Source organism: Streptomyces sp. NPDC039462 (assembly GCF_055639375.1).
Map to the genome: position 1 here is coordinate 1,091,103 of NZ_JBVKAO010000002.1, position 25,020 is coordinate 1,116,122.

Consider the following 25,020-nt stretch of genomic DNA (forward strand, 5'->3'; position numbering starts at 1 on the left):
GACCGCACACCAGAGCGCGAACACACGCGAGAGCGCAAACAGACACCAGAGGGCAACCGCACGCCAGGAGACGCACGTACAACACCAGGGGACACACGCACACCAGGAGACACGCATGCCCACTCCAAGCCCCGCCCCCGCCTGGGACGACCTGGTCACGGCAGCCTTGCTGGGCACCGACCGCCGCGCGCTGCCGCCCACCCTTCACGCCCCCGGCAAGGAGGCGCCACTCGCCCTCCTGGACGCGGCGGCGGTGCAGACGGTGCGCCGCAGGGCAGGCCTGCGCCCGGCCGCGGCCGCCACGCCGCCCGAGCCCGCCGCGGACGATCCCAGGCCACAGGTGCCGCCCGCGGCCCGACGCAGGCTCGCGACGCTCCTCGCCGACCAGCCCGGCACCGGCAGCGGCGGCCGCCGCGGCGCCGCACCCGACCTGATGGAGCTCCTGCCCCAGTGGCTGGCCCTGGCCAACGCGCGAGGGTACGGCGCACCACCTGAGCTCCTGCCCGCGCTCCTGAACGCGGCCCGCGGCCGCACGGACCTGCGCCCCCAGGCACTCACCTTCGCGGGCCCGAGAGCTCTCTGGCTGGCCCGCCTGAACCCCGACTGGAAGTTCGCACTCCGCGCCACCCCGGGAGGCGGCGTGGCGCTCCCGTCCACCGACGACGCACAGAAAGTCAGGCAGCTCTGGGAAGAGGGCCTCTTCGCCGAGCGCGTGGCCCTCCTCACCGCGCTGCGCGCGGAAGACGCCCTCATGGCCCTCGACCTGCTCACCTCCACCTGGTCGACGGAGCGGGCGGAGGACCGTCTGATGTTCCTCGACTCGCTGCGCACGGGCCTCTCCGCCGCGGACGAGCCCTTCTTGGAGCAGGCCCTCACCGACCGCAGTCGCAACGTCCGCTCCACCGCGGCGGAACTGCTGTCCGCGCTCCCCGAATCGGCCCTGGCGGGCCGGATGTCGGCACGCGCGGCCTCCTGCGTGGCCGTCGACCACACATCGAGCACGCCGACCCTCACCGTCGAGGCGCCGCACGAGTGCGACGCGGGCATGGAGCGGGACGGCGTCGTCCCGAAGCCCCCCACCGGCCGGGGCGAGCGCTCCTGGTGGCTCGGCCAGCTCGTGGAATCGGCCCCGCTCGCCACCTGGCCGCCCCGGCTCGGCAACCGCACCCCGGCGGAGATCGTGGCGCTCCCGGTGGCCGACGACTGGCGGGGCGAACTGCACGCCGCATGGTGCCGCGCGGCCGTACGCCAGCGTGACGTCGCCTGGTCCAGAGCGCTGCTCGGCGCCCCCGCCTCACCCGACGCGGCGGGTCCGGGCGCCGTGTCCCTCGCCGAGCGGGCCAAACTGCTCGCCTCCATGCCTGCCGCCGAGCGCGCGGACTGGGTGGCGGGGTTCATAGCGGCACACGGCCTGTCGGAGGCGTTCCAACTGCTCGGCGTCTGCGCGGTGCCCTGGGCCGGCCCTCTCGGCCGGGCCGTGGTGGACGCCCTGAACATCGCGCGCGACGCGGGCAGTTACCCATGGAGCTTCAGCGGAGTGATGGGCCTGGCGGAACGCTGTCTGGACCCGGCCGAGGCGGTCCGCCTGGAAGCGCTCACCGCGGTTCCCGACGAAGCGGAGGACGCGTCACCCGGCGCGGGCAGCTACTGGTCGGAAGCGTTCCAGCGCCTGGTCACCACCCTGCGCCTCCGCGCGGCGATACGCGACGAGCTCCCCCCGCCGCCATGACGCCCACCGAGATGATGTCCGCCGATATGACGCCGACCACGGCAGACGGGCGACGGGGAATGCCTCAGACGGCCTGTCGCACGTTCCCCCGAACCCACTCCACGATCGACGTGGTGGTGGCCCCGGGCGTGAAGATCTCCGCGACGCCCTTCTCCTTCAGCGGCGCGATGTCCGCCTCCGGGATGATGCCGCCACCAAACACCTTGATGTCCTCCGCGTCCCGCTCCTTCAAGAGCTCCAACACGCGCGCGAACAGCGTGTTGTGCGCTCCGGAGAGGATGGAGAGGCCGATCGCGTCGGCGTCCTCCTGGATCGCGGTGTCCACCACCTGCTCGGGCGTCTGGTGCAGCCCGGTGTAGATGACCTCCATACCCGCGTCACGCAACGCCCGCGCGATCACCTTGGCCCCGCGATCGTGCCCGTCGAGCCCCGGCTTGGCGACCACCACGCGGATCGGCCCGGCTGCCACACCCATCACTGCCTCCATGTACCGATATCCGTACCGACAAAGTCTGTCCCGGCACAGATACCCCGCACCGCACCGGCCGGGGAAGTGAACGAACGTTATCCCCAGCATCGCGCAAGCGGCAGTTTCGCGGTGGAGAGCGAGGGGGAAATCACACGTGGGACACGTTCGCTGCGCGCCCGTCCGTAACCCAGGGGTTCACGCTCCGCATCCGGACCAGGCGCGAGGGGAGCCGCAACGAGACGCCGGGCCACCGCGCCGGCAGCCGCACGGCGTGGTGACACCGCGCATCGGCGATGCAACGGGGGCACGGAGTCACCGCAGGGCGGTGGCCGGGATCGCCATCGCACAGCCGACTCCTCGACCACGACTCCCCCTAGGGCACACGGGGGACAGAGCCTCCCTTCCGTGCGCCAAACGGGAGGTCGACGATGCCGGTCACGAAAGCCCACGCGGGGGCCCGCCCCTTTCGTCCACTCGGTTCGCTGCTGCCGAAAATCCTCGGCCTGACCCCACTCCCGGCACTTGCGTCCCTCCTACCCCTCCCGTCTCTTCCACCCCTCCCATCCCTCCCCGCCCTGCCGGCCAAAGTGGCCGGCCTCTCCGGGGCCCTGCTGAAAGCGACCGCGCTGGAGCTGACGATCCTCACGGGCCACCTGCTCCTCTACCCCTCGGGCATTGCCCAGGAGCGCAGGCCGGCCCCGGTCCAGCCGCCCCCCGGCGCGCCCCGGCTCCCCCCGGACGGCAGGCCTCCGGTCCTGCTCCTGCACGGCTTCATCGACAACCGCTCCGTCTTCGTACTGCTGCGCCGCGCGCTCTCCCAACACGGCCGCCGGGTCGAGACCCTCAACTACTCTCCGTTGACCTGCGACATCCGCGTCGCCGCCGAGCTGCTCGGCCGCCACATCGAAGAGATCTGCGAACGCACGGGACACGCCCGGGTGGACATCGTCGGGCACAGCCTCGGCGGCCTGATCGCCCGCTACTACGTACAGCGGCTCGACGGTGACGAACGCGTACGCACGCTGGTCACACTCGGCACCCCGCACGCCGGCACCCGCGTCGTACCGCTCGCGGACGCCCACCCGATCGTCCGGCAGATGCGCCCGGGCTCCGACGTGATCCAGGAACTCAAGGAGCCGGCACCGGACTGCCGCACGCAGTTCGTGAGTTTCTGGAGCGACCTGGACCAGATCATGGACCCGCTGGAGACGGCCTGCGTCGACCACCCCGACCTGCTCGCGCAGAACGTCCGCGTGACCGGCATCGGTCATCTCGCGCTGCCGGTGCACCCCGCCGTCGCGAACGGCATACGCCAGGCTCTCGACCTGGCGAATCCAGGAGCCGACGCCAAGAGCGCGCCGGGCGGACTGACGGTCGCCTGACCCGGCCCCGCCTCACCCGTCACATCCCGCCCCCACACCCCCGCACACCCCTGCCTCTATCGAACGAACCTCGAACGCAGAGCCAAGGCTGTGCCCACAGTCCCCCGAAAGACGGCCGAATGCCCGTTTCCTGAAACCGTGAAACCTGCCGAAGATTGTCGCGCCCGTATACCGCCGGGTACAGTCGCCGCACTGCTCTGCCCCTGCTGCCGAGGCGAAAGAGAAGTTGGTGAACGACCGTCACCCGTCGGGGAGCTCGACTCCCCCGTCCTCGGCACCCGGCGCCGACCAACCGCACTACACGACGTACGACCAACAGAGCGCCCAGCACGGCGGGTACGGCTACGACACCTACTCCACCGGCAGCTTCGCCACCACCGGTTTCGACACCGGAAGCTTCGACACCGGTACTTTCGCCACCGATCCGCTCTTCGGTGACATGCCCGGCGCCGGCACCGGCCACGACACGGGCCAGTGGACGACCACCACGGCCACCACGGCCCCGCCGCAGCGGACGACGCTCGCCCAGGACCCGTACGCCGCGCAGTACTACGCCGACACGTACGACACCGGCAGCTACGACACCGCCTCCATGTGGTCGACCGGTGGCTACCAGCAGCTCGCCGACATCCCCTCGCAACCGGGCCCCGACTCCACGGGCCAGTGGGACACCACCGCCTGGGACCAGACGCCGCAGCCCGGCGAGTGGGACACGCAGACCTTCGACACGAGCGCGTACGACCCGCACGACGCTGCCCCGCCGCACGAGGCAGAGCAGCCCGACCCCGACCAGTACGAGCTCGACGCCGACACCGACGCCGCGTACGGGACCACCGATCCCGAACCGGCCGCCGCGGACTCCCGGAGCACCGCTCCCCGCACGTCCCGCGCCACCCGCGGAAAGAGCGGCGGCGACGGCCGCTCCAGGACCCGCCGACGGACCCCCGCCAAGCGCTCCGCCCTGTTCACCGTCGCGGTGCCCTCGGCCTGCGTGATGGGCGTCGCCGGTGTGGCCGCCGCCTCCGTGGGCAACTTCGGCGCGGACGACGAGAAGAAGGAAACGGCGGCATCGGCTCCGGACGCCGCGCCCGTGCAGCCCTCCGCCGCCAACAACAAGCTGGACACCCAGCTGGCGAACCTCTCCGCCGACGCCGGCGACTTCGCGGACCGCGCGAGCCGCACGCAGGAACGCATCGACCTCAAGGCCGAGAAGGTGGCCGCCCAGAAGAAGGCGGCAGCCGAGGCGGCGCGCAAGGAGCGGCTGCGCCCCAAGTTCGCCCTGCCGGTCAAGCAGCACGGGCTGAGCGCCTACTACGGCCAGGCGGGCGTCAACTGGATGTCCGCGCACTCCGGCATCGACTTCCCGGTGTCGTACGGCACGGAGGTCCTCGCCGCGACCGACGGCACCGTGTCGACGAAGTGGAACAGCGCCTACGGCAACATGGCGATCGTCACCGCCAAGGACGGCACGGAGACGTGGTACTGCCACCTCTCCACGCACAAGATCTCCAGCGGTCCCGTGAAGGCGGGCGAGCCCATCGCCTTCTCCGGGAACTCCGGCAACTCCACAGGACCGCACCTGCACTTCGAGGTGCGGCCCGGCGGCGGCTCGGCGATCGACCCGCTGCCGTGGCTGCGCAGCCACGGCCTCGACCCGACGTAACCCCCGGGGGTCACTCTCCGGCCGCCGCCCCGGGCGTCCCAGATCCGCCAGGCGTCAGAGCTTCTCCACCGGCGCGTACCTCAGCAGCAGACGCTTTGGCTTCGGCTCTCCGAAGTCCACCGTCGCCTCGGCGTTCGCACCCGTCCCCTTCACCCCGACCACGGTCCCGAGGCCGAACTGGTCGTGCGTGACCCGGTCGCCGACGGCGAGCGACACCACCGGCTTCTCCGACGCGCGGCGCGTGGCGAAGCCCTGCGCCCCGCCGGAACGCGAGCGCGAGGAGGACAGCGACGCGGCGATCCCCGCGGCGGGCCCGGACGACACGGGCGCACCCACCGAGCCGGTCCGCTTCCAGTCCAGGTGCGTGTCCGGGATCTCCTCGAGGAAACGCGACGGAGGGTTGTACGACGGCTGACCCCAGGCGCTGCGCATCGAGGACCGCGTCAGATAGAGCCGCTCACGCGCGCGTGTGATGCCCACGTACGCGAGCCGGCGCTCCTCCTCCAGCTCCTTGACCTGCCCGAGGGCGCGCATGTGCGGGAAGACGCCGTCCTCCATGCCGGTCAGGAACACCACGGGGAATTCGAGGCCCTTGGCGGTGTGCAGGGTCATGAGCGTGATGACTCCGGAGCCGTCGTCCTCCTCGTCGGGGATCTGGTCGGAGTCGGCGACCAGGGCGACGCGCTCCAGGAAGTCGGAGAGCGTGCCGGCGGGGGCGGCCCCCTCCTCGCCCTCGGCAGCCGCGCTGTTGTCCTGCTCGAACTCCAGCGCCACGGCCGCGAGCTCCTGGAGGTTCTCGATGCGCGTCTCGTCCTGCGGGTCGGTCGAGGCCTGCAACTCGGCGAGGTAACCGGTCCGTTCGAGGACGGCTTCCAGGACGACGGCAGGGCCCGCGCCGGACTCGACGATGGTCCGCAGCTCCTCCATGAGCGTGTTGAAACGCTTGACGGCGTTGGTGGAGCGGGCCGCCATTCCGTACGCCTCGTCGACGCGGCGCAGGGCCTGCGGGAAGGAGATCTTCTCGCGCTGCGAGAGCGCGTCGATCATGGCTTCGGCACGGTCGCCGATGCCCCTCTTCGGTACGTTCAGAATGCGGCGCAGCGGGACCGCGTCCTCGGGGTTGGCGAGGACGCGCAGGTAGGCCAGCACATCGCGGACCTCCTTGCGCTCGTAGAAGCGGACGCCGCCGACGACCTTGTAGGGCAGGCCGACACGGATGAAGATCTCTTCGAAGACACGGGACTGGGCGTTCGTCCGGTAGAAGATCGCGACGTCGCCGGCCTTGGCCTCGCCCGCGTCGGTGAGGCGGTCGATCTCGTCGGCGACGAACTGGGCCTCGTCGTGCTCGGTGTCGGCGACGTATCCCGTGATGCGGGCGCCCGCGCCCTGGTTGGTCCAGAGGTTCTTGGGGCGGCGGCTCTCGTTCCGCTCGATGACCGCGTTCGCGGCGGTGAGGATCGTCTGCGTGGAGCGGTAGTTCTGCTCCAGGAGGATCGTCGTCGCGTCGGTGTAGTCCTCCTCGAACTGGAGGATGTTGCGGATGGTGGCGCCGCGGAAGGCGTAGATGGACTGGTCCGCGTCACCCACGACGCACAGCTCGGCCGGGTCGTCCTCCTCGCCTCCGGAGGGGCCGACGAGCTCGCGCACCAGGGCGTACTGCGCGTGGTTGGTGTCCTGGTACTCGTCGACCATGACGTGCCGGAAGCGGCGCCTGTAGTGCTCGGCGACGTCCGGGAAGGCGCGCAGCAGGTGGACCGTCGTCATGATCAGGTCGTCGAAGTCCAGCGCGTTCGCCTCGCGGAGGCGTGACTGGTACATCGCGTAGGCCTGGGCGAGGGTCTTCTCGAAGCCGTCGGCGGCCTGTCCGGCGAAGTCCTCCTCGTCGATCAGCTCGTTCTTCAGGTTCGAGATCTTGGCGCTGAAGGACTTCGGCGGGAACTTCTTCGGGTCGAGATCCAGGTCGCGGCAGACCAGGGCCATGAGGCGCTTGGAGTCCGCGGCGTCGTAGATCGAGAAGGAGGAGGTGAAGCCCAGCTTCTTGTACTCACGGCGCAGGATGCGGACGCAGGCGCTGTGGAAGGTGGAGACCCACATCGCGTTCGCCCGGGGGCCGACGAGCTGCTCGACGCGCTCCTTCATCTCGCCCGCGGCCTTGTTCGTGAAGGTGATCGCGAGGATCTGGCCCGGGTGCACGCCGCGCTCGGCGAGGAGGTACGCGATGCGGTGGGTCAGCACACGGGTCTTGCCGGAACCGGCGCCGGCCACGATGAGCAGGGGGGAGCCGGCGTGCACGACGGCCGCGCGCTGGTTCTCGTTCAGCCCGTCGAGGAGCGACGCCGGGTCGATGACCGGGCGCGGGGCGCCGTCGCGGTAGTGCGACTCCCGGGTCATGGGCGCGTCGAACTTCCCGTCGAACAAATCGTCCGGAATGGGCTCCGGAGCGCTGTCCTCGGGCGGCGGCGGGGGCGCTTCGTCCGCGGCCCGGGAGGGCTGCAGGTCCGCCAGGAAGCTGTCATCAAAGAGGCTGCTCATCGCTTCCCGAGTCTAGGCGGCCCCACTGACAACCCGCTGCGGTTCCGGACACACCCCCGCCCACCTACTCCGCGCCCACAGATGATCACACTCCGCTACGCCTCGCGCCGTCTCAGTCGTGTCCGCGTCAAGGGTCTCGTAAAGTCACGAAAATGTATCGGGCATATCGAACATCAACCTTCACAGGGGCCTCACGGGTTGGCTAGCGTGCCCGGCGGGCCACTCGCCCCCCACCGGCGAACCCCGCCGGGAACGGGTGGCCTCCGCCGAGTCCGACGTGTTCGGAGCCGGGGACCCACCAGAACCTTGGGGTGAATCGGTCCCGTACGAAGTACGGGACTGTAGGGCAGCCTTCCGAACCACCCGCCCGAACCCGACAGCTAACCCGGTAGGCGGTCTACGGAAGGAGTCGCCTCCCTTGGCGTCGCACCGCAAGCCGCGGACCCGTTCAGCCGGCCTACGCACGGCCCCCGCCCTCGGCATCACGACGGCGGCCCTCACCTCCGTCGCCCTCCTGGCACAGAGCGCGCAGGCGGCGCCCTCCGCGCCGGCGAAGCCCAGCCTCGAAGAGATCCAGAAGAAGGTCGACGAGCTCTACCAGCAGGCCGGCGTGGCCACCCAGAAGTACAACTCGGCCAAGGAGCGCACCGACAAGCAGCGCAAGAAGGTCGACCGTCTGCTCGACGACGTGGCCGAACGCACGGACGAGCTGAACGACGCGCGCAAGGAGCTGGGCTCCTTCGCCGCCGCCCAGTACCGCACCGGCGCCGTCTCGGAGACGGCCACGATGATGCTCGCCGACGACCCGCAGGGCTACTTCGACCAGAACCACCTGGCGGACCGGCTGACCACGCGCCAGAAGAAGGCGGTCGACGACTACCAGGCGCAGCAGGCGTCGGCGACCGAGCAGCGCACGAAGGCCGCGAAGAGCCTCAAGACGCTGAGCGAGTCGCGGGACGACCTCAGGACGAGCAAGCGGACCGTCCAGAAGAAGCTGGGTGACGCGCGGGAGCTCCTCTCGAAGCTGACCGCCGAGGAGAAGGCGCGGCTCGCGGAGATCGAGCGGAAGAAGAAGCAGGAGGCCAAGCGCAAGGCCGAGAAGCTGGCCCGCGAGCAGGCCGCGGAGGCGGAGCGCGAGCGGAAGGCCGAGGAGGCGGCGCAGCGGGAGAAGGAGCGGGGGGCCGACCAGGGCTCTGGTTCCGGATCCGGTTCCGGTTCCGGTTCCGACGCGGGCTCGGGTTCGGGTTCGGACTCTGGCACCGGCACCGGTGGCACAGGCACCGGCTCCGGAAGCACCGACGGCAGCTACGCCACCAAGGCCGCGAAGGTCATCGACTTCGCGGAGGCCCAGATCGGCAAGCCGTACGTCTGGGGCGCCACCGGCCCCGACTCCTACGACTGCTCCGGACTCACGCAGGACGCCTGGAAGGCCGCGGGAATCTCCCTGCCGCGCACCACCTGGGACCAGGTGAAGGTCGGCACGACCGTGAAGACCGCCGACGCCAAGCCGGGTGACCTGGTGTTCTTCTACGACGACATCAGTCACGTGGGGATCTACATCGGCAACGGCAAGATGGTCCACGCCCCGAAGCCGGGCGCGAACGTCCGCGTCGAGTCGATCTACTACATGCCGATCCACAGCGTGGTGCGCCCCGCATAAGGACGAAGCACGCTCTTGAGACCGACGCACCCCACTACGCGCGCGTGGCCCGCATCCTCCCCGGATGCGGGCCACGCGCGCGTGAGGCGTGAAAACTCAGGTCCACAGCACCGCGATGAAGATGTTCGCCGTGGTCAGCAGGCCGACCGCACCGAACATGCCCTTGTCGACCTTCTCCTCGTCCCGCTTCACATAGACCAGCGCGAGGATCACGATCAGCAGGGCCAGCTTGATGCCGATCTTGACGTTGTTGACCGTGTTGTCGTCCGCCTGGTTGAGGCCCACCAGGACCACACCGGTGACGAGCATGATCAACGCGCCGTGCAGCATGCCGGGGCTGAAGCGCGCGGTGCCCTGGCCCATCTGCTTCATCTGGGTCAGGAAGCCGCCCAGGAGCGAGGCGATGCCGATGATGTGCAGGCCGACGAAGAGATGGATGAGTAGGTCCATGAGGCCGGAGCCTAGCCGGGCCTCGGGCCGGGCGTGGCAGGCGCCCCCATAGCACCACACTCCGGCCGGGCAAGCCGGAAACGAGCCATCGGTCACGGCCGCGCACCAAGCAGCCGCCGTCCCGCGAACGGCACGGTCGTTGTCGGTCACTGTCCGCCCACTTCCGCCAGTTGCGCGCACTCCCTCACCAACCCGTGACGGTCGGGTTTAGCGTCCTGCACCAGGTGACCGGCTCCCCAACCGCCGTCCGAACCCGGGACGGCTGTCGGTCGCCACCGCCGAGAAAACCGGCGGCGGCCCGTCCCCCTGTGCGGGCCGCCGCCGGACACGTAAGGAGCCCCACTTCGTGGCAGCGCACCGCAAGCCCAGACAGCGCTCGCTCAGCGGCAGCACGGCCCGCACCGCCGCAACCCTCGCCCTCGCCGGAGCCGCGTCGGCGACCGCCCTGGACGGCACGGGGCACGCGGACCCCCGGCTCGGCCCCGCCGAGGTGAAGTCCAAGGTCGACGCGCTCTACCGCGAGGCGGAGACAGCCACCGAGAAGTACAACGGCGCGAAGGAGAAGGCCGAGAAGGCCGAGAAAGCGCTCCGCGAGCTGCGCGACACGGCTGCCCGCAAGACGGAGAAGCTCAACACCGCCCGCGACAGCCTCGGTTCGTACGCCGCCGCGCAGTACCGCGCAGGCGGCATCGACCCCTCCGTGCAGCTCGCGCTCTCCTCCGACCCGGAACAGTTCCTGGACCGCGCGGCACGCGCCGACCGGGCCGGCAGCCGGCAGGCCCTCGCCGTCCGCGATGTGCGGAAGCAGCTCCGGGAGATGGACCGGCTGCGCGGCGAGGCCGACGACCGGCTGACCGCCCTCCGCGCACGCCAGGCGGAGCTGGACAAGCACAAGAAGACGATCACCAGGAAGCTCGGCGAGGCGAAGCGGCTGCTGTCCCGGCTCACCGCCGAGCAGCGCGCGGAGCTCGCCGGCCGGGAAGAGGACGACCGCGCCTCCCGCTCGGACACCCGTGACGCCTCCCTGGGCGCCGCCAAGGCCCCCAACGCCCGCGCCGCGACCGCCGTCTCCTACGCGTACAAGGCCATCGGCAGCCCCTACGTCTGGGGCGCCACCGGCCCGAACGCGTTCGACTGCTCGGGGCTCACCCAGGCCGCGTACCGCTCGGCGGGGGTCGCGCTGCCCCGCACCACGTACGCCCAGATCGACTCGGGCAAGCGCGTCTCCCGCTCCGAACTACGCCCCGGCGACCTGGTGTTCTTCTACTCCGGCATCAGCCACGTCGGCCTCTACGTCGGCAACGGCCAGATGATCCACGCCCCGAATCCGAGCGCCCCGGTGCGGCTCGCACCCATCGACCAGATGCCGTTCGCAGGAGCCACGCGCGTGGCGTGAGCCGACTCCCCGCGCGCTTCGTCCGCTCAGACCAGCCGCCGCGCCGTCGCCCACCGGGTCAGCTCATGGCGGTTGGACAGCTGCAGCTTCCTCAGAACAGCCGACACATGTGACTCGACGGTCTTCACGGAGATGTAGAGCTGCTTGGCGATCTCCTTGTACGCGTACCCGCGGGCGATGAGGCGCAGGACCTCCCGCTCGCGCTGTGTGAGGCGGTCCAGGTCCTCGTCGATCGGGGGCGCGTCCGTCGAGGCGAAGGCGTCCAGGACGAACCCGGCGAGGCGCGGCGAGAACACCGCGTCCCCGTCCTGCACGCGGAAGATGGAGTCCACCAGGTCGGTGCCGGTGATGGTCTTGGTGACATAGCCGCGGGCACCGCCCCGGATGACGCCGATGACGTCCTCGGCGGCGTCGGAGACCGACAGCGCGAGGAAGCGCACCGGGCTCTCCGCGTCGGCCATCAACGGCGAGCAGCGGCGCAGGACTTCCACGCCACCGCCGCCCGGCAGGTGCACGTCCAGCAGGACGACCTCCGGCCGGGTGGCCGTGATGACCGTGACCGCCTGGTCGACGTCGGCGGCCTCGCCGACGACCTCGACGCCGGTGATGTCCGTCCGGCCGATCTCCGCCTGCACTCCCGTACGGAACATCCGGTGGTCGTCGACCAGGACGACTCGCACGCGACGCCCGCCCGCACCGCCGCCCTCGTCCGTCCCGGTCGGCTCCGTGGGCTCGCTCGCCCCGGTCGCGTCGCTCATGTCGTCGCCGTCCTCTCCATCTCCAGCTCGACTTCCGTGCCGCCGCCGGGCACCGCGCGCAGCCGCGCCGTGCCGCCGTTGCGCTGCATGCGGCCGATGATCGATTCTCGTACGCCCATGCGGTCGTCCGGCACGGAATCCAGATCGAAGCCCGGACCGCGGTCCCGGACGGACACGAACACCGTCTCCTCCTCGACTTCGGCGAAGACCTGCACCGCACCGCCCTCGCCACCGTACTTGGCGGCGTTGACCATCGCTTCCCTCGCGGCCTGCATCTGTGCGGTCAGCGGCTCGTCGAGCGGGCAGTCGCCCACTATGACGACCTCGATGGGGACGCCGTGCTTGTCCTCGACCTCGGCGGCGCTGCGGCGGACCGCCTCGGCGAGGGTGTCGGGCTCCTCGTCCTCGTCCTTGCCGCTGCCCTCGGGGTTGTAGAGCCAGGCCCGCAGCTCCCGCTCCTGGGCGCGGGCGAGCCGGCGGACCTCGCCGGCGCTCTCCGCGTTGCGCTGGATCAGGGTGAGGGTGTGCAGCACGGAGTCGTGGACATGGGCGGCGACCTCGGCTCTCTCCTGGGCGCGGATGCGCATCAGCCGCTCCTCGGAGAGGTCCTGCATCATGCGGACGAGATAGGGGCCGGCGAGCAGCGCGATGCCGACGAGCACGGCGAGCGAGGCCTGCAGCACGGCCCCGAGATGCGCGGCGGAGCCCTGCAGCACGAAGATGCCGGAGACGCCTGCGCCGACCAGGAGCACACCGGCCGCCGACCGGGCGATGGTGAGGGTGCGCCTGCGACGGCCGACGGCCATCCAGCGCGCCCGGCGGGCGTTGTCGGCCTGCCGCCAGACCAGGGCGACACCGGCGGCGACGAGCAGGGTCGGGACGACATAGGCCTTGGTCGAGCCGTCCAGGTCCACATTGCCGACGAAGACCATGGCGACGACGACCATCGCGAGGAGCGCGACGAGCTGCCCCTTGTCGGGCTTGCGGGCCACGAGTCTTCGGCGGCCGTCCGGCGCGGTCTCGGAGGTGACGGCCGCGGGCGGCCGCTCGGAGTCGACGCCGCCCACACCGAGCGGGACGAAGAACCAGAACGCCGCATAGAGCAGCGCGCCCAGGCCGTCCGCGGTGAACAGGCCGACGAAGACCAGCCGGACCCAGATCACGGGCAGCCCGAGGTGTCCGGCCAGGCCGCGCGCGACGCCACCGAGCCAACGGCCGTCACCGCTGCGATAGAGCTTGCGCAGCGGTCGGACGTCCTCGATGGGCGGGGCAGCGGCTTCCGGCATGTCATTGATCCTCACACGCGGGCTCGGGTACGAGCATCAGGGTCGACCCCCGAGAATTCCCTGATCTCGGCCCCTGCCCCGCCCCTATCAGGGGTGGGACCCGAGGCGTCTCAGGGGCGATATCAGGGTTCGGCCAGGGTCGTCCCGACTGCCGCGGCGGGCCTGCGGCAGTCACCATGGACGCATGAGAGATCAGCAGCCCGCCGAGACGGAGACCGAGGCCGCCGTGCGCGATGCCCTGCGCACCGCGCACGGCGAGCCGGGCGCTCACGCGCCGGGCCTGCCCGCGGAGGAGCGGACCTTCCGCCGCGACCGTCGGCAGAAGAAGCTCGGCGGCGTGTGCGCCGGGCTCGGCCGGCACTGCGACATGGATCCGGTGATCTTCCGCATCGGCCTCGCCGTCCTGGCCATAACCAGCGGCCTCGGCCTGGTCTTCTACGGCTTCGCCTGGCTCTTCGTGCCGTACGAGGACGAGGAGGAGAACGAGGCGCGCAGGCTCCTCTCCGGCCGGGTCGACGGCCAGGCGCTGACCGCGGTGCTCTTCGCCCTGGTCGGCTGCGGCGTCTTCCTCACCCTGTTGAACAACGGCGGGGCGCTCACCTTCGCCGCCGTCCTGACCCTGCTCCTCGCGGGCGCGGGATACTGGTCGCAGCAGCGCGACACCCTCGACACCGATCCGGCGGCGCAGGCGGCGGCGGACGCCCCGCCCGAGGCGAAGGCGCCGCCCGTCGCCGGAGGCCCTTCCTGGTGGCGCGACCCGATAGTCAAGGACGGGACGTACGACGGGATCTCGGGGTACTTCTGGGGCCCGGAAGGCCTCGACATCGGCTATCAGCCGACGGGCCACCGCGGTATACCCCGCAAGGAGACGGCTGCGGCCGACCCGGTGCCCCAGCCCAGCGGGCCCCGCTGGATCGGCGGCTCGGTGTTCCTGTTCGCCCTGCTCGCCGGCGGCCTCGGCACCGGCCTGACCTGGGAGGACCAACCACTCGGCACGACGTTGCAGACCGGTCTCGCGTGCGCGCTGGCGGTGTTCGGCCTCGGCATCGCGGTCAGCGCCTTCCTCGGGCGCACCGGCGCGGGATCGATCGTGCTGGCGGTGCTCACCGCCGGGCTCCTCGCGGCCTCGGCTGCCCTGCCGAAGAACATCACGACGCACTACACCCGCACGGACTGGATACCCACGGCCGTGGCGGACGTCCGGCCGCAGTACGAGGTGGGGCTCGGCAGGGGCACGCTCGATCTGAGCAGGGTCGACGTCGGCAGGGGGAAGACGCTCGAGACCGGCGCCGAGGTCGGCGCGGGCGACCTCCGGGTGATCGTGCCGAAGGACGCCACCGTGCGGCTCGACGCGGAAGTGGGCGTCGGCGACATCGTGTTGCCGGACGACAAGGGCAAGGACCTGGACATCGCTCCGGGTCGGGAGAAGAAGGTGACGCTGGAGCCGCCCGCGGGCAGCAAGGACGGCGGCACGATAGATCTGCGCCTCGAAGTCGGCGTCGGACAAGCGAAGGTGATCCGTGCTACGTCATGAATTCCACCCCGGAAAGCTGGTGGCAGGCCTCTTCCTGCTGTTGGTCGCCGTCGTGTACGCGGGCGACGCGGGCGGAGCCTGGGACGCGCCCTGGTTCGTCGCGCTGCCGCTCGTGATGGCCGGTCTGCTCCTCGCGGGCGTGACGGCGGCGATCCACGGGATACGTCCGAGGGGAGCGGCTCGCCCGGTCGACCGCTCCCGGGGCGCGAAGGGCCAGCGGCAGGACTAGGGCGTGTCCGGGAGGGGATGCCTTCACGGCTCGGCTCGGCGCGGCTCAGCTCGGCGCGGCTCAGCCCGCTCGGCTCGGCTCCGCTCGGCTCAGCTCCGCTCGGCTCGGCTCGGCGCGGCTCGGCTCAGCTCCGCTCGGCTCGGCTCGGCTCGGCGGAACCTACGGTTTGTGGGTCACCCAGAGCAGTTCCGCCGGCCAGCGGTGTGCCCAGTCGGGTGGATCGGTCTCGTTGTAGCCGTTGGGTGTTCCGAGTGGGGGCCGCGGTTCGATGAGGTCGTCGATGATGAGGCCCGCGCCGCGCAGGACCTTGACCCAGTCGCCGTAGGTGAGCTGATAGCTGATCGCGCCGTCGTCTTCGGCGATGGCGTCCAGGCCGAAGTAGTCCTTCTGCAGCGTCGTGGTCACGCGGCCGGCGGCTTCGTCGTAGCACGCTTCGAACCATGGGCTGGCGACGTTGAACACCAGGCGCCCGCCTCGGCCAAGGACGCGTGCGGCCTCCGGGACGGCCAGGTGCGGGGGCGCCCAGCTGAGCCCACCGAAGTCGCAGAACACCAGGTCGAAGCTGTCGGCGGCGAAGGGGAGGTGTTCGGCGGCGCCTTGCACCAGCGAGTAGCGGGACGCTCCCATCGCGCGGGAGGCGGCGGCGAGTTGGGCTTCGGACAGGTCGAGCCCGACCACGGTGGCGCCCTCGGCGGCGAGTGCCCTGGACCACTGGCCGGCGCCGCAGCCGAGTTCGAGGACGCGTTTACCGGTGACGTCGCCCAGGGCGTGCAGGTGGGCGTCGGGAATGGAGTACATGCCCCACAGCCGGGGTGTGGCGCCGATTCGGGGGTCGTGCTTGTGCTGGTAGGCGCTGCTGATCTGGTTCCAGAGCCGCCGGTTGGCGGGGATGCTGTCCACGTGCCGACTCCAGCACTGCCTGCTGGAGGTGGTCAACACGATTAGGGCACTGGTCGGCCCTCGCCTCGGTCCTGCCCCGGCTCGGCCCATGCGGCGCCGGACGGGTCCTGGCCGGGCCCCGGGGCGTTCCCGCGGCGGCGGGCGGCGCGCCGGGCGTCGATGGAGAAGACCGCGGCTCCGGCGAGCACCAGTGGCAGCCACGCCATCAGGTACGCCAGGTCGTTGCCGTAGTAGTAGGGCGTCTCCTGCCAGCTGACGGTCAGCCAGAGGCTCAGCGAGATGAGTGCTCCGCCGAGCGCCGCGACCCGGGCGAACAGGCCGATGAGTGTGCCGATGCCGACGGCCAGTTCGCCCAGGGCGATGGCGTAGCCGAAGCCGACGGGGCTCTTGAGGGAGAGGTCGACGAGCGGGGGGATCGCGGAGATGTCCTGGACGCCCTCCATCTGGGCGCCGATCGAGCCTGCGCCGCTCGCCTGCATGAAGGCGCTGTCGGTGAGCTTGTCCAGGCCGGCGTAGATGAAGGTGACGCCAAGGAAGATCCGGAGGGGGAGCAGGGCGTAGCGGGTGGCGGAGTCCCGCCAGTCGTCTCGCCCGACGTGGTGGGTGTGGCTGTCCGTACGCATGCCGTGCGCCATGGCACTCCGCCGCCTCTCGCGTGGTCCCGTCTTCCGACGATACGTACGAAGAGGCGCCGCTGCTCACCCATGTGCAGCGGATTCCACGAGACAGGTCCGGGTGATCCGGAGAGGGGGGAGGCAGAGGTGGTTCAGTCGGTGACGTCGATCGTGACGCGGTTCGTCTCGACGCCCGCGGCCGTGACGACCTGGACGTCGACGCGGCCGGGTTCGACGTCGACGGGGACGGGCACGGTCAGCGTGGCGTCGGTCGGGTTGGTGAAGCCGCCCGGTACGGGCACGAGCGGCACGTGGACGTGCACGGCGCCGATGCGGACGACCGTGCGGGCGAGGCGGTCCGCGTCCCCGGCGCCGGGCGGGACGAAGCCCGCGCCGCGGATCTCGATGTCGTCGCCCGTGCGGATGGGCGCGTCGAGGTCACCGGCCTCCCGGGCGCGGACGACGGAGAGGATCACGGGACGGCCCCCCTCGGAGTACTTCCCCGCCAGATACGTCGCGGCCGACACCAGCACGAGCAGGGCGAGACCCCACGGCAGGTCGGGCAGCTGCTCGGGCCGCCGCGCGAGGCGTACGGCGGCGAAGACCACGGCGACGGCGTTGACCAGGACGTACTGGGCGTCGCTGAAGCTGCCACGCCCCTCGTCGTCGGTGAGCGGGTCGGCGGCCCGCGGCCGGTCCGCGCGCACCTTCTGCAGGCGCTGGCTGAGCACGCGCAGGCCGACGACCCTGCGTACCAGGACGGCGACCGCGCACACCACGGCGAGGACGGTCACCGTTCCGGCGGCGCGGGCCAGGTCGAGACCGGCGATCAGTTCGTCGCGCTGCCGGTGGTCCGAGGCAGCGGCCAGTTCGCCGGCGAGGACGAGCACGGCGAAGACGACGAGGACCACCCAGGCGGCGGCCACGGCACGCGAGGTGGAGAGCCGGTTGTCCTCGCCGATCACCGGCGCGAGGATCCCGCCGCGCGCCCGGTGGGTGTACGCCGCGCCGGTCAGCAGCCCGCCCACGACGAGGGCCGCGAGGAGCCCGGCCGTCCGCGCGTCCGACCAGCCAGCGCCGATCGCGGTGAGCGCCTGGACGAGGAGCAGCACGCCGAAGGAGATCCAGACGACACCGAGCGTGCGCGTCCAGAGCCGTCGCAGCCAGGCCTCGCCCTCGGCCCTGCCGCGCTCGGCGACGGTGTGCGCGGACTGCGTCAGCTCGTCCGACACCCACTGCCGTGAGGCGCCCGCCGAGTGGGCGACGGCCGCCGGCAGCCCCTGCCCGGAGGCGAGTTCGTCCCGTTTGGCGAGGAACGCGGCCACGGCTCTTCGGTGCCCCTCGCGCGCCCCGTGCGGGCAGCCGCCGCATGTGCAGCCACCCCCGTGCGCGCCCTGCCCCGCCTCCTGCACTGCCACCGCGTACGCCGCCTTCCCCACCCTCGAAGCCCCTGGGGCCCCATGCGAACTTCCTTACAGAGCAAGCGAATTGTGCCGCACCGAAAGGCGAACGCACTGCCGGGGTCAGGTCAGCGGGGGTGAATGGGTCGGCCCGGTGTTGACGGCCGGGTCAGGCCAGCAGGTCCGGTTCGCTGCGGCTGATGTCCTGCCACAGGGACTGGTAGTTGATCCACGCGACCAGGTCGCTGCCGAGCTGCTCGCGGGTCTGCACCGCCTGCTTGTGGCCGATCAGCACCGGCCGGCCGGCGGCCCGCGCGCTCAGCTGGACCTGGCAGGAGCGTTCCATGGAGATGAACCACCAGGCGGCGGCGTCGACGGAGTCCCCGACGGTGAGCAGACCGTGGTTGCGCAGGATGACCGCCTTGTGGTCGCCGAGCGCGGTCGCGATCCTGCGGCCCTCCTCGGCGTCGACGACGACACCGGTGTAGCCGTCGTACAGCGCGTGGTTCTCGTAGAAGGCGCAGGCCTCCTGGGTGATCGGGTCCAGGAGCTCGCCGAGGGTGGAGAGTGCGCGGCCGTGCAGCGAGTGGCAGTGGGCGACGGCGACCACGTCGGGCCGCGCCAAGTGGGCCTGGGCGTGGACGGTGAACGCGGCCTGGTTGACGTGATGGCGCCCCTCGACCACCTGCCCCTCGGCGTTGACGAGGACGAGGTCGCCGACGGTGACGTGCTTGAAGGGCATGCCGAAGGGGTTCACCCAGAAGCAGTCGGTGTGTTCCGGGTCGCGCGCGGTGATGTGGCCGGAGACCCCGTCCTCGTACCCGAACCGTCCGAAGATCCGCAGCGCGCCGGCGAGCCTCTCCTTGCGGTGCCGGCGTTCGTCCGTCACGGACTCGTGGACGGGCGGCATCGCGAACTGCAACCGTTCGACGGGTATCGGTGTGGGCGCCTGCATGTGTCCTCCATCCGTGGTCGTACGGGGCGGAAGTTACCGGCGGGAAGCACAGGAGGACAGGGGTGTGACGCGATCAAGGGTGCGAGGTGCGGCACGTTCGGAGGGGCGATAAAAGGCGACAGAAGGTGTCGGGTATCGGCGGCAGACTCGACGTATGACGTGCAATTGGGAAGCCTTCGCCACCGCAGAGCCGGACCTCGCCGCGACCGTCGAGAAGCGGTTCGGCGCGTTCACGCACCACGTTCTCGCGACGCTCCGCAAGGACGGGTCGCCGCGCACGACCGGGCTGGAAGTCCGCTTCCTGAACGGGGAGCTGTGGCTCGGCATGATGCCGAACTCCCTCAAGGCGCTCGACCTGCGCCGCGATCCGCGCTTCGCGCTGCAGGCGAACCCGGGGGCGGGCACGGAGATGGCGGGCGGCGACGTCCGTATCGCGGGGCGGGCGGTGGAGGTGCGGGACCCGGCGACCGTCGCGCGGTACGCGGACGCGGTGAATCCGCCGGACCCGGACGCCTTCCATCTCTTCCGCACCGAGCTGACGGAGGTCGTGCGGACCTTCATCGAGGACGAGAAGTACCTGGCGGTGCAGCTGTGGAAGCCGGGCGCCGGGGTGCGCACCACGCGCCGGACGTGAGAACGCCGGTGCCGCCCCTCCGTGATGTGGACGAAAGGGCGGCACCGGCGCTCAGCAAGGCGTGGGAAGGTCGACCGCAGGGGTCACTCCCACTCGATGGTCCCCGGCGGCTTCGACGTCACGTCGAGGACGACGCGGTTCACGTCGGCGACCTCGTTCGTGATGCGGGTCGAGATCTTCGCGAGGACGTCGTACGGCATGCGGGTCCAGTCGGCCGTCATGGCGTCCTCGGACGAGACGGGGCGCAGGACGATCGGGTGGCCGTAGGTGCGGCCGTCGCCCTGGACGCCGACGCTGCGGACGTCCGCGAGCAGCACCACGGGGCACTGCCAGATCTCGCGGTCCAGACCGGCCGCCGTCAGCTCCTCGCGGGCGATGGCGTCGGCCTCGCGCAGCAGGTCGAGGCGGTCCTTGGTGACCTCGCCGACGATGCGGATGCCCAGGCCGGGGCCGGGGAAGGGCTGGCGCTGGACGATCTCGTCCGGCAGGCCGAGCTCGGCGCCGACCATCCGGACCTCGTCCTTGAACAGCTTGCGCAGCGGCTCGATGAGCTTGAACTCGAGGTCCTCGGGGAGGCCGCCCACGTTGTGGTGGGACTTGATGTTCGCGGTGCCGCTGCCGCCACCGGACTCGACCACGTCGGGGTAGAGGGTGCCCTGGACCAGGAACTCCACGGGCTGGTCGCCCGGGGCCTCGGCGACGATCTCCGCCTGGGCCTGCTCGAAGACGCGGATGAACTCGCGCCCGATGATCTTCCGCTTCTCCTCGGGGTCGCTGACCCCGGCGAGGGCGTTCAGGAACCGCTCCTGGGCGTCGACGACCTTCAGCTTGACGCCGGTCGCGGCGACGAAGTCCTTCTCGACCTGCTCGGTCTCGCCCTTGCGCATCAGGCCGTGGTCGACGTACACGCAGGTCAGCTGCGAGCCGATGGCCTTCTGCACGAGAGCCGCGGCGACCGCGGAGTCCACGCCGCCGGAGAGGCCGCAGATCGCGCGCTTGGTGCCGACCTGCTCACGGATCGCGGCGACCTGCTCGTCGATGACGTTGCCGGTCGTCCAGTTCGGCTTGAGGCCGGCGCCGCGGTAGAGGAAGTGCTCGAGGACCTGCTGGCCGTGCGTGGAGTGCATCACCTCGGGGTGGTACTGCACGCCGTACAGCTTCTTCTCGTCGTCCTCGAAGGCGGCGACCGGCACGACGTCCGTGGACGCGGTGACCGTGAAGCCCTCGGGCGCGGCGCTGCACGCGTCGCCGTGCGACATCCACACGGACTGCTCGGTGGGGGTGCCCTCGAAGAGGGTGGAGCCGGCCTTGGAGACGGCCAGCGGCGTCCGGCCGTACTCACGGGCGCCCGTGTTGTCGACCGTGCCGCCGAGGGTGGTGGCCATCAGCTGGAAGCCGTAGCACATGCCGAAGACGGGGACGCCGGCCTCGAAGAGCTGACGGTCGACGACCGGCGCGTTCTCCGCGTAGACCGACGAGGGGCCGCCGGACAGGATTATGGCGGCGGGCTTCTTGGCGAGCATCTCGGAGACGGGCATCGTGCTCGGCACGATCTCGCTGTAGACGCGGGCCTCACGGACGCGACGGGCGATGAGCTGGGCGTACTGCGCTCCGAAGTCGACGACCAGAACGGTGTCGGGAACGGCGGCAGCGGGGGACGCTGATGGCACGGCGGCGGCCTTCCGGCGTTGAGCTTGAGCGGTGCGTGAGCAGAGGCTCGTGCGTGAGCAGGGGGTCTGTGTTTGTCAATTCTAACGGGCTCGGCGCGACCGCTTCGTCGTATCCGACGGGGCCCGCACCCGAGGCATCCGACCGCATACCGGAGGCATACGGCCGCACGGAGCGTCGGAGCGTGGACGGGCGTCTCAGCATCCGAGCCGTACGCGGGTCCCGATTGACCCGGCACGCGCGCGTGGGGGCATACTGAGCCCGTGACCAAGCACCTCAGCTTCCTCTTTACCTATGGCACCCGGCCTGCCGGCTGCCATGGTCGAGCTGCTTGATCCACTGACAAGCGACTTACCGGGCGCCCCGGGCCGACAAGGCCCGGGGCGCTCTGTCGTACGCGGGTCCTGCCGCTCCGTGGCTCCTCACCTCTTCCGACAAGGAGCCCCAGATGACCGCCACCACCGCCACCACCGCCGCCGCCGACAAGACCGGCGCCCGCACCCCCGAGGCCGCCGGCGTGATCGAGAACGCCCGGGAGCGGATCGACGCGCTCGACGACCGGATCATCGGCCTCGTACAGGAACGCATGGCCGTCTCGGCCGTCATCCAGGAAGCCCGCATCACCTCCGGCGGCCGCCGCGTGAACCTCTCCCGCGAGATGGAGATCCTCGGCCACTACAGGGACGCCCTCGGCAAGCCCGGCACGGCGCTCGCGATGACGCTCCTCGAACTGTGCCGGGGCCGTGTCTGACCCCACGCGGCCGCCCCGCGCACGAGTTCGGGTCCGTTCTCACCCGTACGGCGCGTGACCGGTTCCGGGCGGGCTTCGTTGGTCCCGGTGTCCGTGTCAGCCAGGTGCGGGCCCGTAAGAACCACGCGTGGCTCCGCTGGAGCGATGAGGCGTGAGGATTGCGTCCTCGCGCCGTGGGACCTCACTCCAGTGATGTGACCGGACGGCAGGGGACAGCAGCCCGGTCACCCAAGAGAACGGTCGGTTCCGGGGACGCCCGGAGCCGGCCGGCCTCCGTCCCCGACGCCGTCCTGAATGCCGTCCGATGCCGTCCTGAATGCCGTCCTGCACCCTGTCCCCAACGCCCTCCCAGGATCCCGGCCCTTTCCATAGAGAAGTGGGCCGAAACGGTTGCGCAGCCAACAGCACTTCCAGCACGATGCGAGAAGGGCGGACCGCGCAAGCCCCCGTCCACAGCTTCATTGCCATTGGTCGATACCACGTGCGCGCCCCTCGTGCGCCGGGTCGGCCACCGGCACCTCGACCAAGCGGCGCACTCCCCCCGGCGCCGCTCCGAGGCCCCGACGCAGCCCTGACGTCGGTGCCGACGGCCAAGGGCCCCGCGGATCCGTCCCGCGGGGCCCTTCGCTCCGCCCTCTGCCCGATCTACTTGAGCTGCTTGAGCTACTTGCTCGTCTTCTCCAACTTGTTCACCTGCGCCTCGACGATCTCCGTCGGCACGCCGAACTTCTTCGGCTTGAGCAGGTTGATCGAGTAGAAGGCCGCGACCGTCGACCCGCTGCGGACGACGGTGAAGCTCATCGGTGTCTTCTGGCCCTCGATGTCGCCCACGACCTTGTACGAGACGGCGTCGTCGCCCGCCTTCGGGGCGGTCAGAGCCGCGACGTCGCGGTACTTGGAGCCCGCGTGCTCGTACGAGGTGCACTTCTTCGTGGCCGTCCGCAGGCCGTCCATGACCTTCTCCGCGTCGGCCTGCTCGTGCGCGAGCAGCGCGAACGAGATGACGGTGGCGTCCATCTCGTTCTTGCTGGTCACGTTCCGGCCGATGCGGGCTTCCGCCGCCGGCCGGCCGGCGAACATGAACATGTTGGCGAGCGGCTGGCAAGCGGCCGGGTCCGCGGGCACGGTCTGCGCGGGCATGTCCGCCGCGGACATCTTCTCGACCTTGTAGCCCTTGAGGTCGCCCTTGACGAGTGCCGCCTTGTTCAGGTCGGCGGTGGTCAGCACGGCCGGCTTCTTCGCTGCCGGCTTCACCGCGGCGGGCTTCTCCGACGACTTCTTGCCGTTGTCGCCGCTGGTGCCGCTGCCGTTGTCGCTGCCACAGGCTGCGGTCAGGCCCAGCGCGACCGTGACGGACGCGGCCATGACGGCCCGAGACACAGATGACTTCACTTTTGCGTTTCCTGCCTTCAGTTTCACGGCGCGGGCGACGGCCCGCGCCGAGGCGACATGAAAGCGGTAAAGGCGCGCCTGTCACCAGCGTTTTCCGTAACGATCGGAAACCGCCGAAAAGGTTGTACGCGGCGCGTGTGAGTTAGGTCGGAGCTCGTCAGGCCAGGTCAGAGCTTGCCGAGCTGTGCCTCGACGATCGCGGGGTCCACCTTCGGGTCCTCGTCCGCCGTGGGCGCCCCGGCGCCGTCCCCGCCGTCCTTCGCGGCGTCCTTGTCCCACTGGACGCTCTCCGGGTCGTACAGGTTCGACGCGTCGAAGACCGCGAGCGTCGAGCCGCTGCGCGCGACGGTGATGCTGTCCCGCACCATGAACTCACCCGTGCGATGGGCGATTTTGTACGAAACGACCTCATCGCCACCGCCCTCCGGGGCCGGCAGCGCCTTGACGCCGAGGTAGCGCTGCTCGCCGATGCGGAAGGCGGCGCACTTCTTCGACTTCGACGCCGTGCGCAGGTCCGTCATCGCTCGCTTGGCATCGGCCTCGGTGGAGGAGGCCAACTCGATGCGCGTCGTCGTGTAGTCCGCGTCGTCGGTCGAGGTCAGGACCCGGTCGACGTAAGCCTTCGCCTTCACCGAGCCACCGGAACCGGCCCCAGAGCCAGAACCAGAGCCGGAGGCGGGGCCGGAACCAAGGCCGGAACCGAGCATCGCCGCGAGCGGGGCGCACTCCGCGGGCAGCCGCTTCCCGCCGTCGGGCCCCTTGGCCTCCTCGGACTTCTTGGGCGTCTCGACCTTGTAGCCCTTGACGTCCCCCGCGGCGAGGGCCGCCTTCTCCAGCACGGCACCCGCACTGGCACGCGGCTTCGCCGGCTTCTTGGCGTCATCGTCACCGCTGCCGCTGCACGCGGCGCTCGCTCCGAGGGCCGCCACGACCGAGACGGTCACCACGACACGCGACACAGCTGACTTCACGTTCTGTTTCCCCCGAAGGCTTTCCTGCTTGGTACTGCCAACTCAGTACTGCTTGCACTTCTACGACGGGGGAAGATCCATTCCGGTTCCGGGCGCCGCCGTCACCAGCCCCAGAGCCAGAAGCGGAACGGGCTGAGCAGGACGATCGCGAGGGCCATGCCGCCGATGACGATCACCACGCTCCACACCCTGCGGCTGCGCTCGGACCGTGGACTGCGCCGCGGACCCGTCGGCGCAGCCCGCCAGTCGTCCGGCCGCCACCGCTCGCTCGTGGCCTCACGCTTCGCGCGCCTGCGGCGGAACCGCCCCGCCTCCTCGACCCGTTGGCGCGCGGCCTCCTCGTCGAGGCGCCGCAGCCTTTCGGCCACCATGCGGGCCCGCGCGGACGGCTCCTTCGGTGCGGACGAGCGGATGTCCCGCTCGCTGTCGTTCTCGAATCTCTCCCACACCTCGTCGGGTATGGCCACGCTGTCCCCTCCCCTTGCTGCCGTTGCCCCCTCGGCACCCATACGCCTCTGGAGCGGGGGCAGTTCTACGGCACCCCTTCACGACAGCACAAGCGCTGTGATCCACCCCACATAAGAATTCCGTCAGTTCGGGGACAACCATTCACAGGGATCGCAGGTCATGCATGCAGTAACAACGGC

22 protein-coding genes and 1 riboswitch are annotated in these 25,020 nt (G+C 70.8%); of the genes, 9 read left to right on the top strand and 13 right to left on the bottom strand.

Annotation, left to right across the window (positions count from 1 at the left end):
- The first annotated feature begins 115 nt into the window (after positions 1-115).
- Positions 116-1,729, top strand: a complete 1,614-nt coding sequence (locus ACZ7LU_RS15510) for a DUF5691 domain-containing protein (protein WP_471916926.1) — start codon at positions 116-118, stop codon at positions 1,727-1,729.
- Positions 1,730-1,793: 64 nt separating this feature from the next.
- Here the strand turns inward: ACZ7LU_RS15510 and ACZ7LU_RS15515 are convergent, their stop codons facing one another.
- Positions 1,794-2,204: a cobalamin B12-binding domain-containing protein gene (locus tag ACZ7LU_RS15515; RefSeq protein ID WP_398300317.1), complete on the bottom strand. Its 411-nt coding sequence runs from the start codon at positions 2,202-2,204 to the stop codon at positions 1,794-1,796.
- A gap of 422 nt (positions 2,205-2,626) precedes the next feature.
- Here ACZ7LU_RS15515 and ACZ7LU_RS15520 point away from each other — a divergent pair, with 422 nt between their 5' ends.
- Positions 2,627-3,580, top strand: coding sequence for a lipase family alpha/beta hydrolase (locus tag ACZ7LU_RS15520; RefSeq protein WP_471916927.1), 954 nt, complete (start codon positions 2,627-2,629; stop codon positions 3,578-3,580).
- A 229-nt stretch (positions 3,581-3,809) separates the two neighbouring features.
- Complete coding sequence (locus ACZ7LU_RS15525; protein WP_471916928.1) at positions 3,810-5,243, top strand: M23 family metallopeptidase; 1,434 nt, start codon at positions 3,810-3,812, stop codon at positions 5,241-5,243.
- Between the two features lie 54 nt (positions 5,244-5,297).
- Here ACZ7LU_RS15525 and pcrA read toward each other — a convergent pair whose 3' ends face one another.
- On the bottom strand, positions 5,298-7,775 hold the full coding sequence (gene pcrA, locus ACZ7LU_RS15530) for a DNA helicase PcrA (protein WP_471916929.1): 2,478 nt from the start codon (positions 7,773-7,775) through the stop codon (positions 5,298-5,300).
- Between the two features lie 254 nt (positions 7,776-8,029).
- Positions 8,030-8,185, top strand: a riboswitch (cyclic di-AMP (ydaO/yuaA leader).
- A gap of 8 nt (positions 8,186-8,193) precedes the next feature.
- Between pcrA and ACZ7LU_RS15535 the strand changes: the two genes are divergently transcribed.
- Entirely contained in the window at positions 8,194-9,435 is a 1,242-nt protein-coding gene (locus ACZ7LU_RS15535) for a C40 family peptidase (protein ID WP_471916930.1), read from the top strand.
- Between the two features lie 96 nt (positions 9,436-9,531).
- Here the strand turns inward: ACZ7LU_RS15535 and ACZ7LU_RS15540 are convergent, their stop codons facing one another.
- On the bottom strand, positions 9,532-9,885 hold the full coding sequence (locus ACZ7LU_RS15540; protein WP_362993363.1) for a hypothetical protein: 354 nt from the start codon (positions 9,883-9,885) through the stop codon (positions 9,532-9,534).
- A 346-nt stretch (positions 9,886-10,231) separates the two neighbouring features.
- Here ACZ7LU_RS15540 and ACZ7LU_RS15545 point away from each other — a divergent pair, with 346 nt between their 5' ends.
- Complete coding sequence (locus ACZ7LU_RS15545; protein WP_471916931.1) at positions 10,232-11,281, top strand: C40 family peptidase; 1,050 nt, start codon at positions 10,232-10,234, stop codon at positions 11,279-11,281.
- 26 nt (positions 11,282-11,307) lie between these two features.
- Here ACZ7LU_RS15545 and ACZ7LU_RS15550 read toward each other — a convergent pair whose 3' ends face one another.
- On the bottom strand, positions 11,308-12,039 hold the full coding sequence (locus tag ACZ7LU_RS15550; RefSeq protein ID WP_468604601.1) for a LuxR C-terminal-related transcriptional regulator: 732 nt from the start codon (positions 12,037-12,039) through the stop codon (positions 11,308-11,310).
- Positions 12,036-13,325, bottom strand: coding sequence for a PspC domain-containing protein (locus tag ACZ7LU_RS15555; protein WP_398300304.1), 1,290 nt, complete (start codon positions 13,323-13,325; stop codon positions 12,036-12,038). Before ACZ7LU_RS15555 ends, ACZ7LU_RS15550 begins: the two co-directional genes overlap by 4 nt.
- A 184-nt stretch (positions 13,326-13,509) precedes the next feature.
- Here ACZ7LU_RS15555 and ACZ7LU_RS15560 point away from each other — a divergent pair, with 184 nt between their 5' ends.
- Together ACZ7LU_RS15560 and ACZ7LU_RS15565 are read left to right on the top strand one after the other, a co-directional pair.
- Positions 13,510-14,859, top strand: a complete 1,350-nt coding sequence (locus ACZ7LU_RS15560) for a PspC domain-containing protein (RefSeq protein WP_471916932.1) — start codon at positions 13,510-13,512, stop codon at positions 14,857-14,859.
- Positions 14,846-15,088, top strand: a complete 243-nt coding sequence (locus ACZ7LU_RS15565; RefSeq protein WP_471916933.1) for a hypothetical protein — start codon at positions 14,846-14,848, stop codon at positions 15,086-15,088. Before ACZ7LU_RS15560 ends, ACZ7LU_RS15565 begins: the two co-directional genes overlap by 14 nt.
- A gap of 159 nt (positions 15,089-15,247) precedes the next feature.
- Here ACZ7LU_RS15565 and ACZ7LU_RS15570 read toward each other — a convergent pair whose 3' ends face one another.
- The 4 genes from ACZ7LU_RS15570 to ACZ7LU_RS15585 all read right to left on the bottom strand — a co-directional run bounded on the left by ACZ7LU_RS15570 (position 15,248) and on the right by ACZ7LU_RS15585 (position 18,957).
- Entirely contained in the window at positions 15,248-15,988 is a 741-nt protein-coding gene (locus tag ACZ7LU_RS15570) for a class I SAM-dependent methyltransferase (protein ID WP_471916934.1), read from the bottom strand.
- 41 nt (positions 15,989-16,029) lie between these two features.
- Positions 16,030-16,623 carry a DoxX family protein gene (locus ACZ7LU_RS15575; RefSeq protein WP_471916935.1) on the bottom strand — a complete coding sequence of 198 codons (594 nt, stop codon included), beginning with the start codon at positions 16,621-16,623 and terminating at the stop codon, positions 16,030-16,032.
- 131 nt (positions 16,624-16,754) lie between these two features.
- Positions 16,755-18,020 (bottom strand): hypothetical protein, encoded by a 1,266-nt coding sequence (locus ACZ7LU_RS15580; protein ID WP_471916936.1) that lies wholly within the window; start codon positions 18,018-18,020, stop codon positions 16,755-16,757.
- A gap of 151 nt (positions 18,021-18,171) precedes the next feature.
- Positions 18,172-18,957 (bottom strand): class II aldolase/adducin family protein, encoded by a 786-nt coding sequence (locus ACZ7LU_RS15585; RefSeq protein ID WP_470978668.1) that lies wholly within the window; start codon positions 18,955-18,957, stop codon positions 18,172-18,174.
- A gap of 154 nt (positions 18,958-19,111) precedes the next feature.
- Here ACZ7LU_RS15585 and ACZ7LU_RS15590 point away from each other — a divergent pair, with 154 nt between their 5' ends.
- Positions 19,112-19,591, top strand: coding sequence for a pyridoxamine 5'-phosphate oxidase family protein (locus tag ACZ7LU_RS15590; RefSeq protein ID WP_471151012.1), 480 nt, complete (start codon positions 19,112-19,114; stop codon positions 19,589-19,591).
- Between the two features lie 83 nt (positions 19,592-19,674).
- Here the strand turns inward: ACZ7LU_RS15590 and guaA are convergent, their stop codons facing one another.
- The gene (guaA, locus tag ACZ7LU_RS15595) at positions 19,675-21,261 is read right to left on the bottom strand and encodes a glutamine-hydrolyzing GMP synthase (protein ID WP_471916937.1); all 1,587 of its coding nucleotides are present in this window, start codon (positions 21,259-21,261) and stop codon (positions 19,675-19,677) included.
- 446 nt (positions 21,262-21,707) lie between these two features.
- On the opposite strand from guaA, the gene ACZ7LU_RS15600 reads away from it, so the two are divergent.
- Positions 21,708-22,010 (top strand): chorismate mutase, encoded by a 303-nt coding sequence (locus ACZ7LU_RS15600; RefSeq protein WP_471916938.1) that lies wholly within the window; start codon positions 21,708-21,710, stop codon positions 22,008-22,010.
- 663 nt (positions 22,011-22,673) lie between these two features.
- Here the strand turns inward: ACZ7LU_RS15600 and ACZ7LU_RS15605 are convergent.
- The 3 genes from ACZ7LU_RS15605 to ACZ7LU_RS15615 form a co-directional block, all read right to left on the bottom strand.
- Complete coding sequence (locus tag ACZ7LU_RS15605) at positions 22,674-23,390, bottom strand: hypothetical protein (RefSeq protein WP_471151009.1); 717 nt, start codon at positions 23,388-23,390, stop codon at positions 22,674-22,676.
- Positions 23,391-23,569: 179 nt separating this feature from the next.
- Complete coding sequence (locus ACZ7LU_RS15610; RefSeq protein WP_471916939.1) at positions 23,570-24,373, bottom strand: hypothetical protein; 804 nt, start codon at positions 24,371-24,373, stop codon at positions 23,570-23,572.
- Between the two features lie 101 nt (positions 24,374-24,474).
- Positions 24,475-24,840 carry a hypothetical protein gene (locus tag ACZ7LU_RS15615; protein WP_471916940.1) on the bottom strand — a complete coding sequence of 122 codons (366 nt, stop codon included), beginning with the start codon at positions 24,838-24,840 and terminating at the stop codon, positions 24,475-24,477.
- Positions 24,841-25,020 lie beyond the last annotated feature (180 nt).

What these genes read in the sequence shown, in the direction of transcription:
- ACZ7LU_RS15550 (WP_468604601.1), bottom strand. Translation starts at nt 12,039, where the DNA reads ATGAGCGACGCGACCGGGGCGAGCGAGCCCACGGAGCCGACCGGGACG.
- ACZ7LU_RS15540 (WP_362993363.1), bottom strand. Translation starts at nt 9,885, where the DNA reads ATGGACCTACTCATCCATCTCTTCGTCGGCCTGCACATCATCGGCATC.
- pcrA (WP_471916929.1), bottom strand. Translation starts at nt 7,775, where the DNA reads ATGAGCAGCCTCTTTGATGACAGCTTCCTGGCGGACCTGCAGCCCTCC.
- ACZ7LU_RS15600 (WP_471916938.1), top strand. Translation starts at nt 21,708, where the DNA reads ATGACCGCCACCACCGCCACCACCGCCGCCGCCGACAAGACCGGCGCC.
- ACZ7LU_RS15560 (WP_471916932.1), top strand. Translation starts at nt 13,510, where the DNA reads ATGAGAGATCAGCAGCCCGCCGAGACGGAGACCGAGGCCGCCGTGCGC.
- ACZ7LU_RS15510 (WP_471916926.1), top strand. Translation starts at nt 116, where the DNA reads ATGCCCACTCCAAGCCCCGCCCCCGCCTGGGACGACCTGGTCACGGCA.
- ACZ7LU_RS15590 (WP_471151012.1), top strand. Translation starts at nt 19,112, where the DNA reads ATGACGTGCAATTGGGAAGCCTTCGCCACCGCAGAGCCGGACCTCGCC.
- ACZ7LU_RS15515 (WP_398300317.1), bottom strand. Translation starts at nt 2,204, where the DNA reads ATGGGTGTGGCAGCCGGGCCGATCCGCGTGGTGGTCGCCAAGCCGGGG.
- ACZ7LU_RS15555 (WP_398300304.1), bottom strand. Translation starts at nt 13,325, where the DNA reads ATGCCGGAAGCCGCTGCCCCGCCCATCGAGGACGTCCGACCGCTGCGC.
- ACZ7LU_RS15520 (WP_471916927.1), top strand. Translation starts at nt 2,627, where the DNA reads ATGCCGGTCACGAAAGCCCACGCGGGGGCCCGCCCCTTTCGTCCACTC.
- ACZ7LU_RS15585 (WP_470978668.1), bottom strand. Translation starts at nt 18,957, where the DNA reads ATGCAGGCGCCCACACCGATACCCGTCGAACGGTTGCAGTTCGCGATG.
- ACZ7LU_RS15575 (WP_471916935.1), bottom strand. Translation starts at nt 16,623, where the DNA reads ATGGCGCACGGCATGCGTACGGACAGCCACACCCACCACGTCGGGCGA.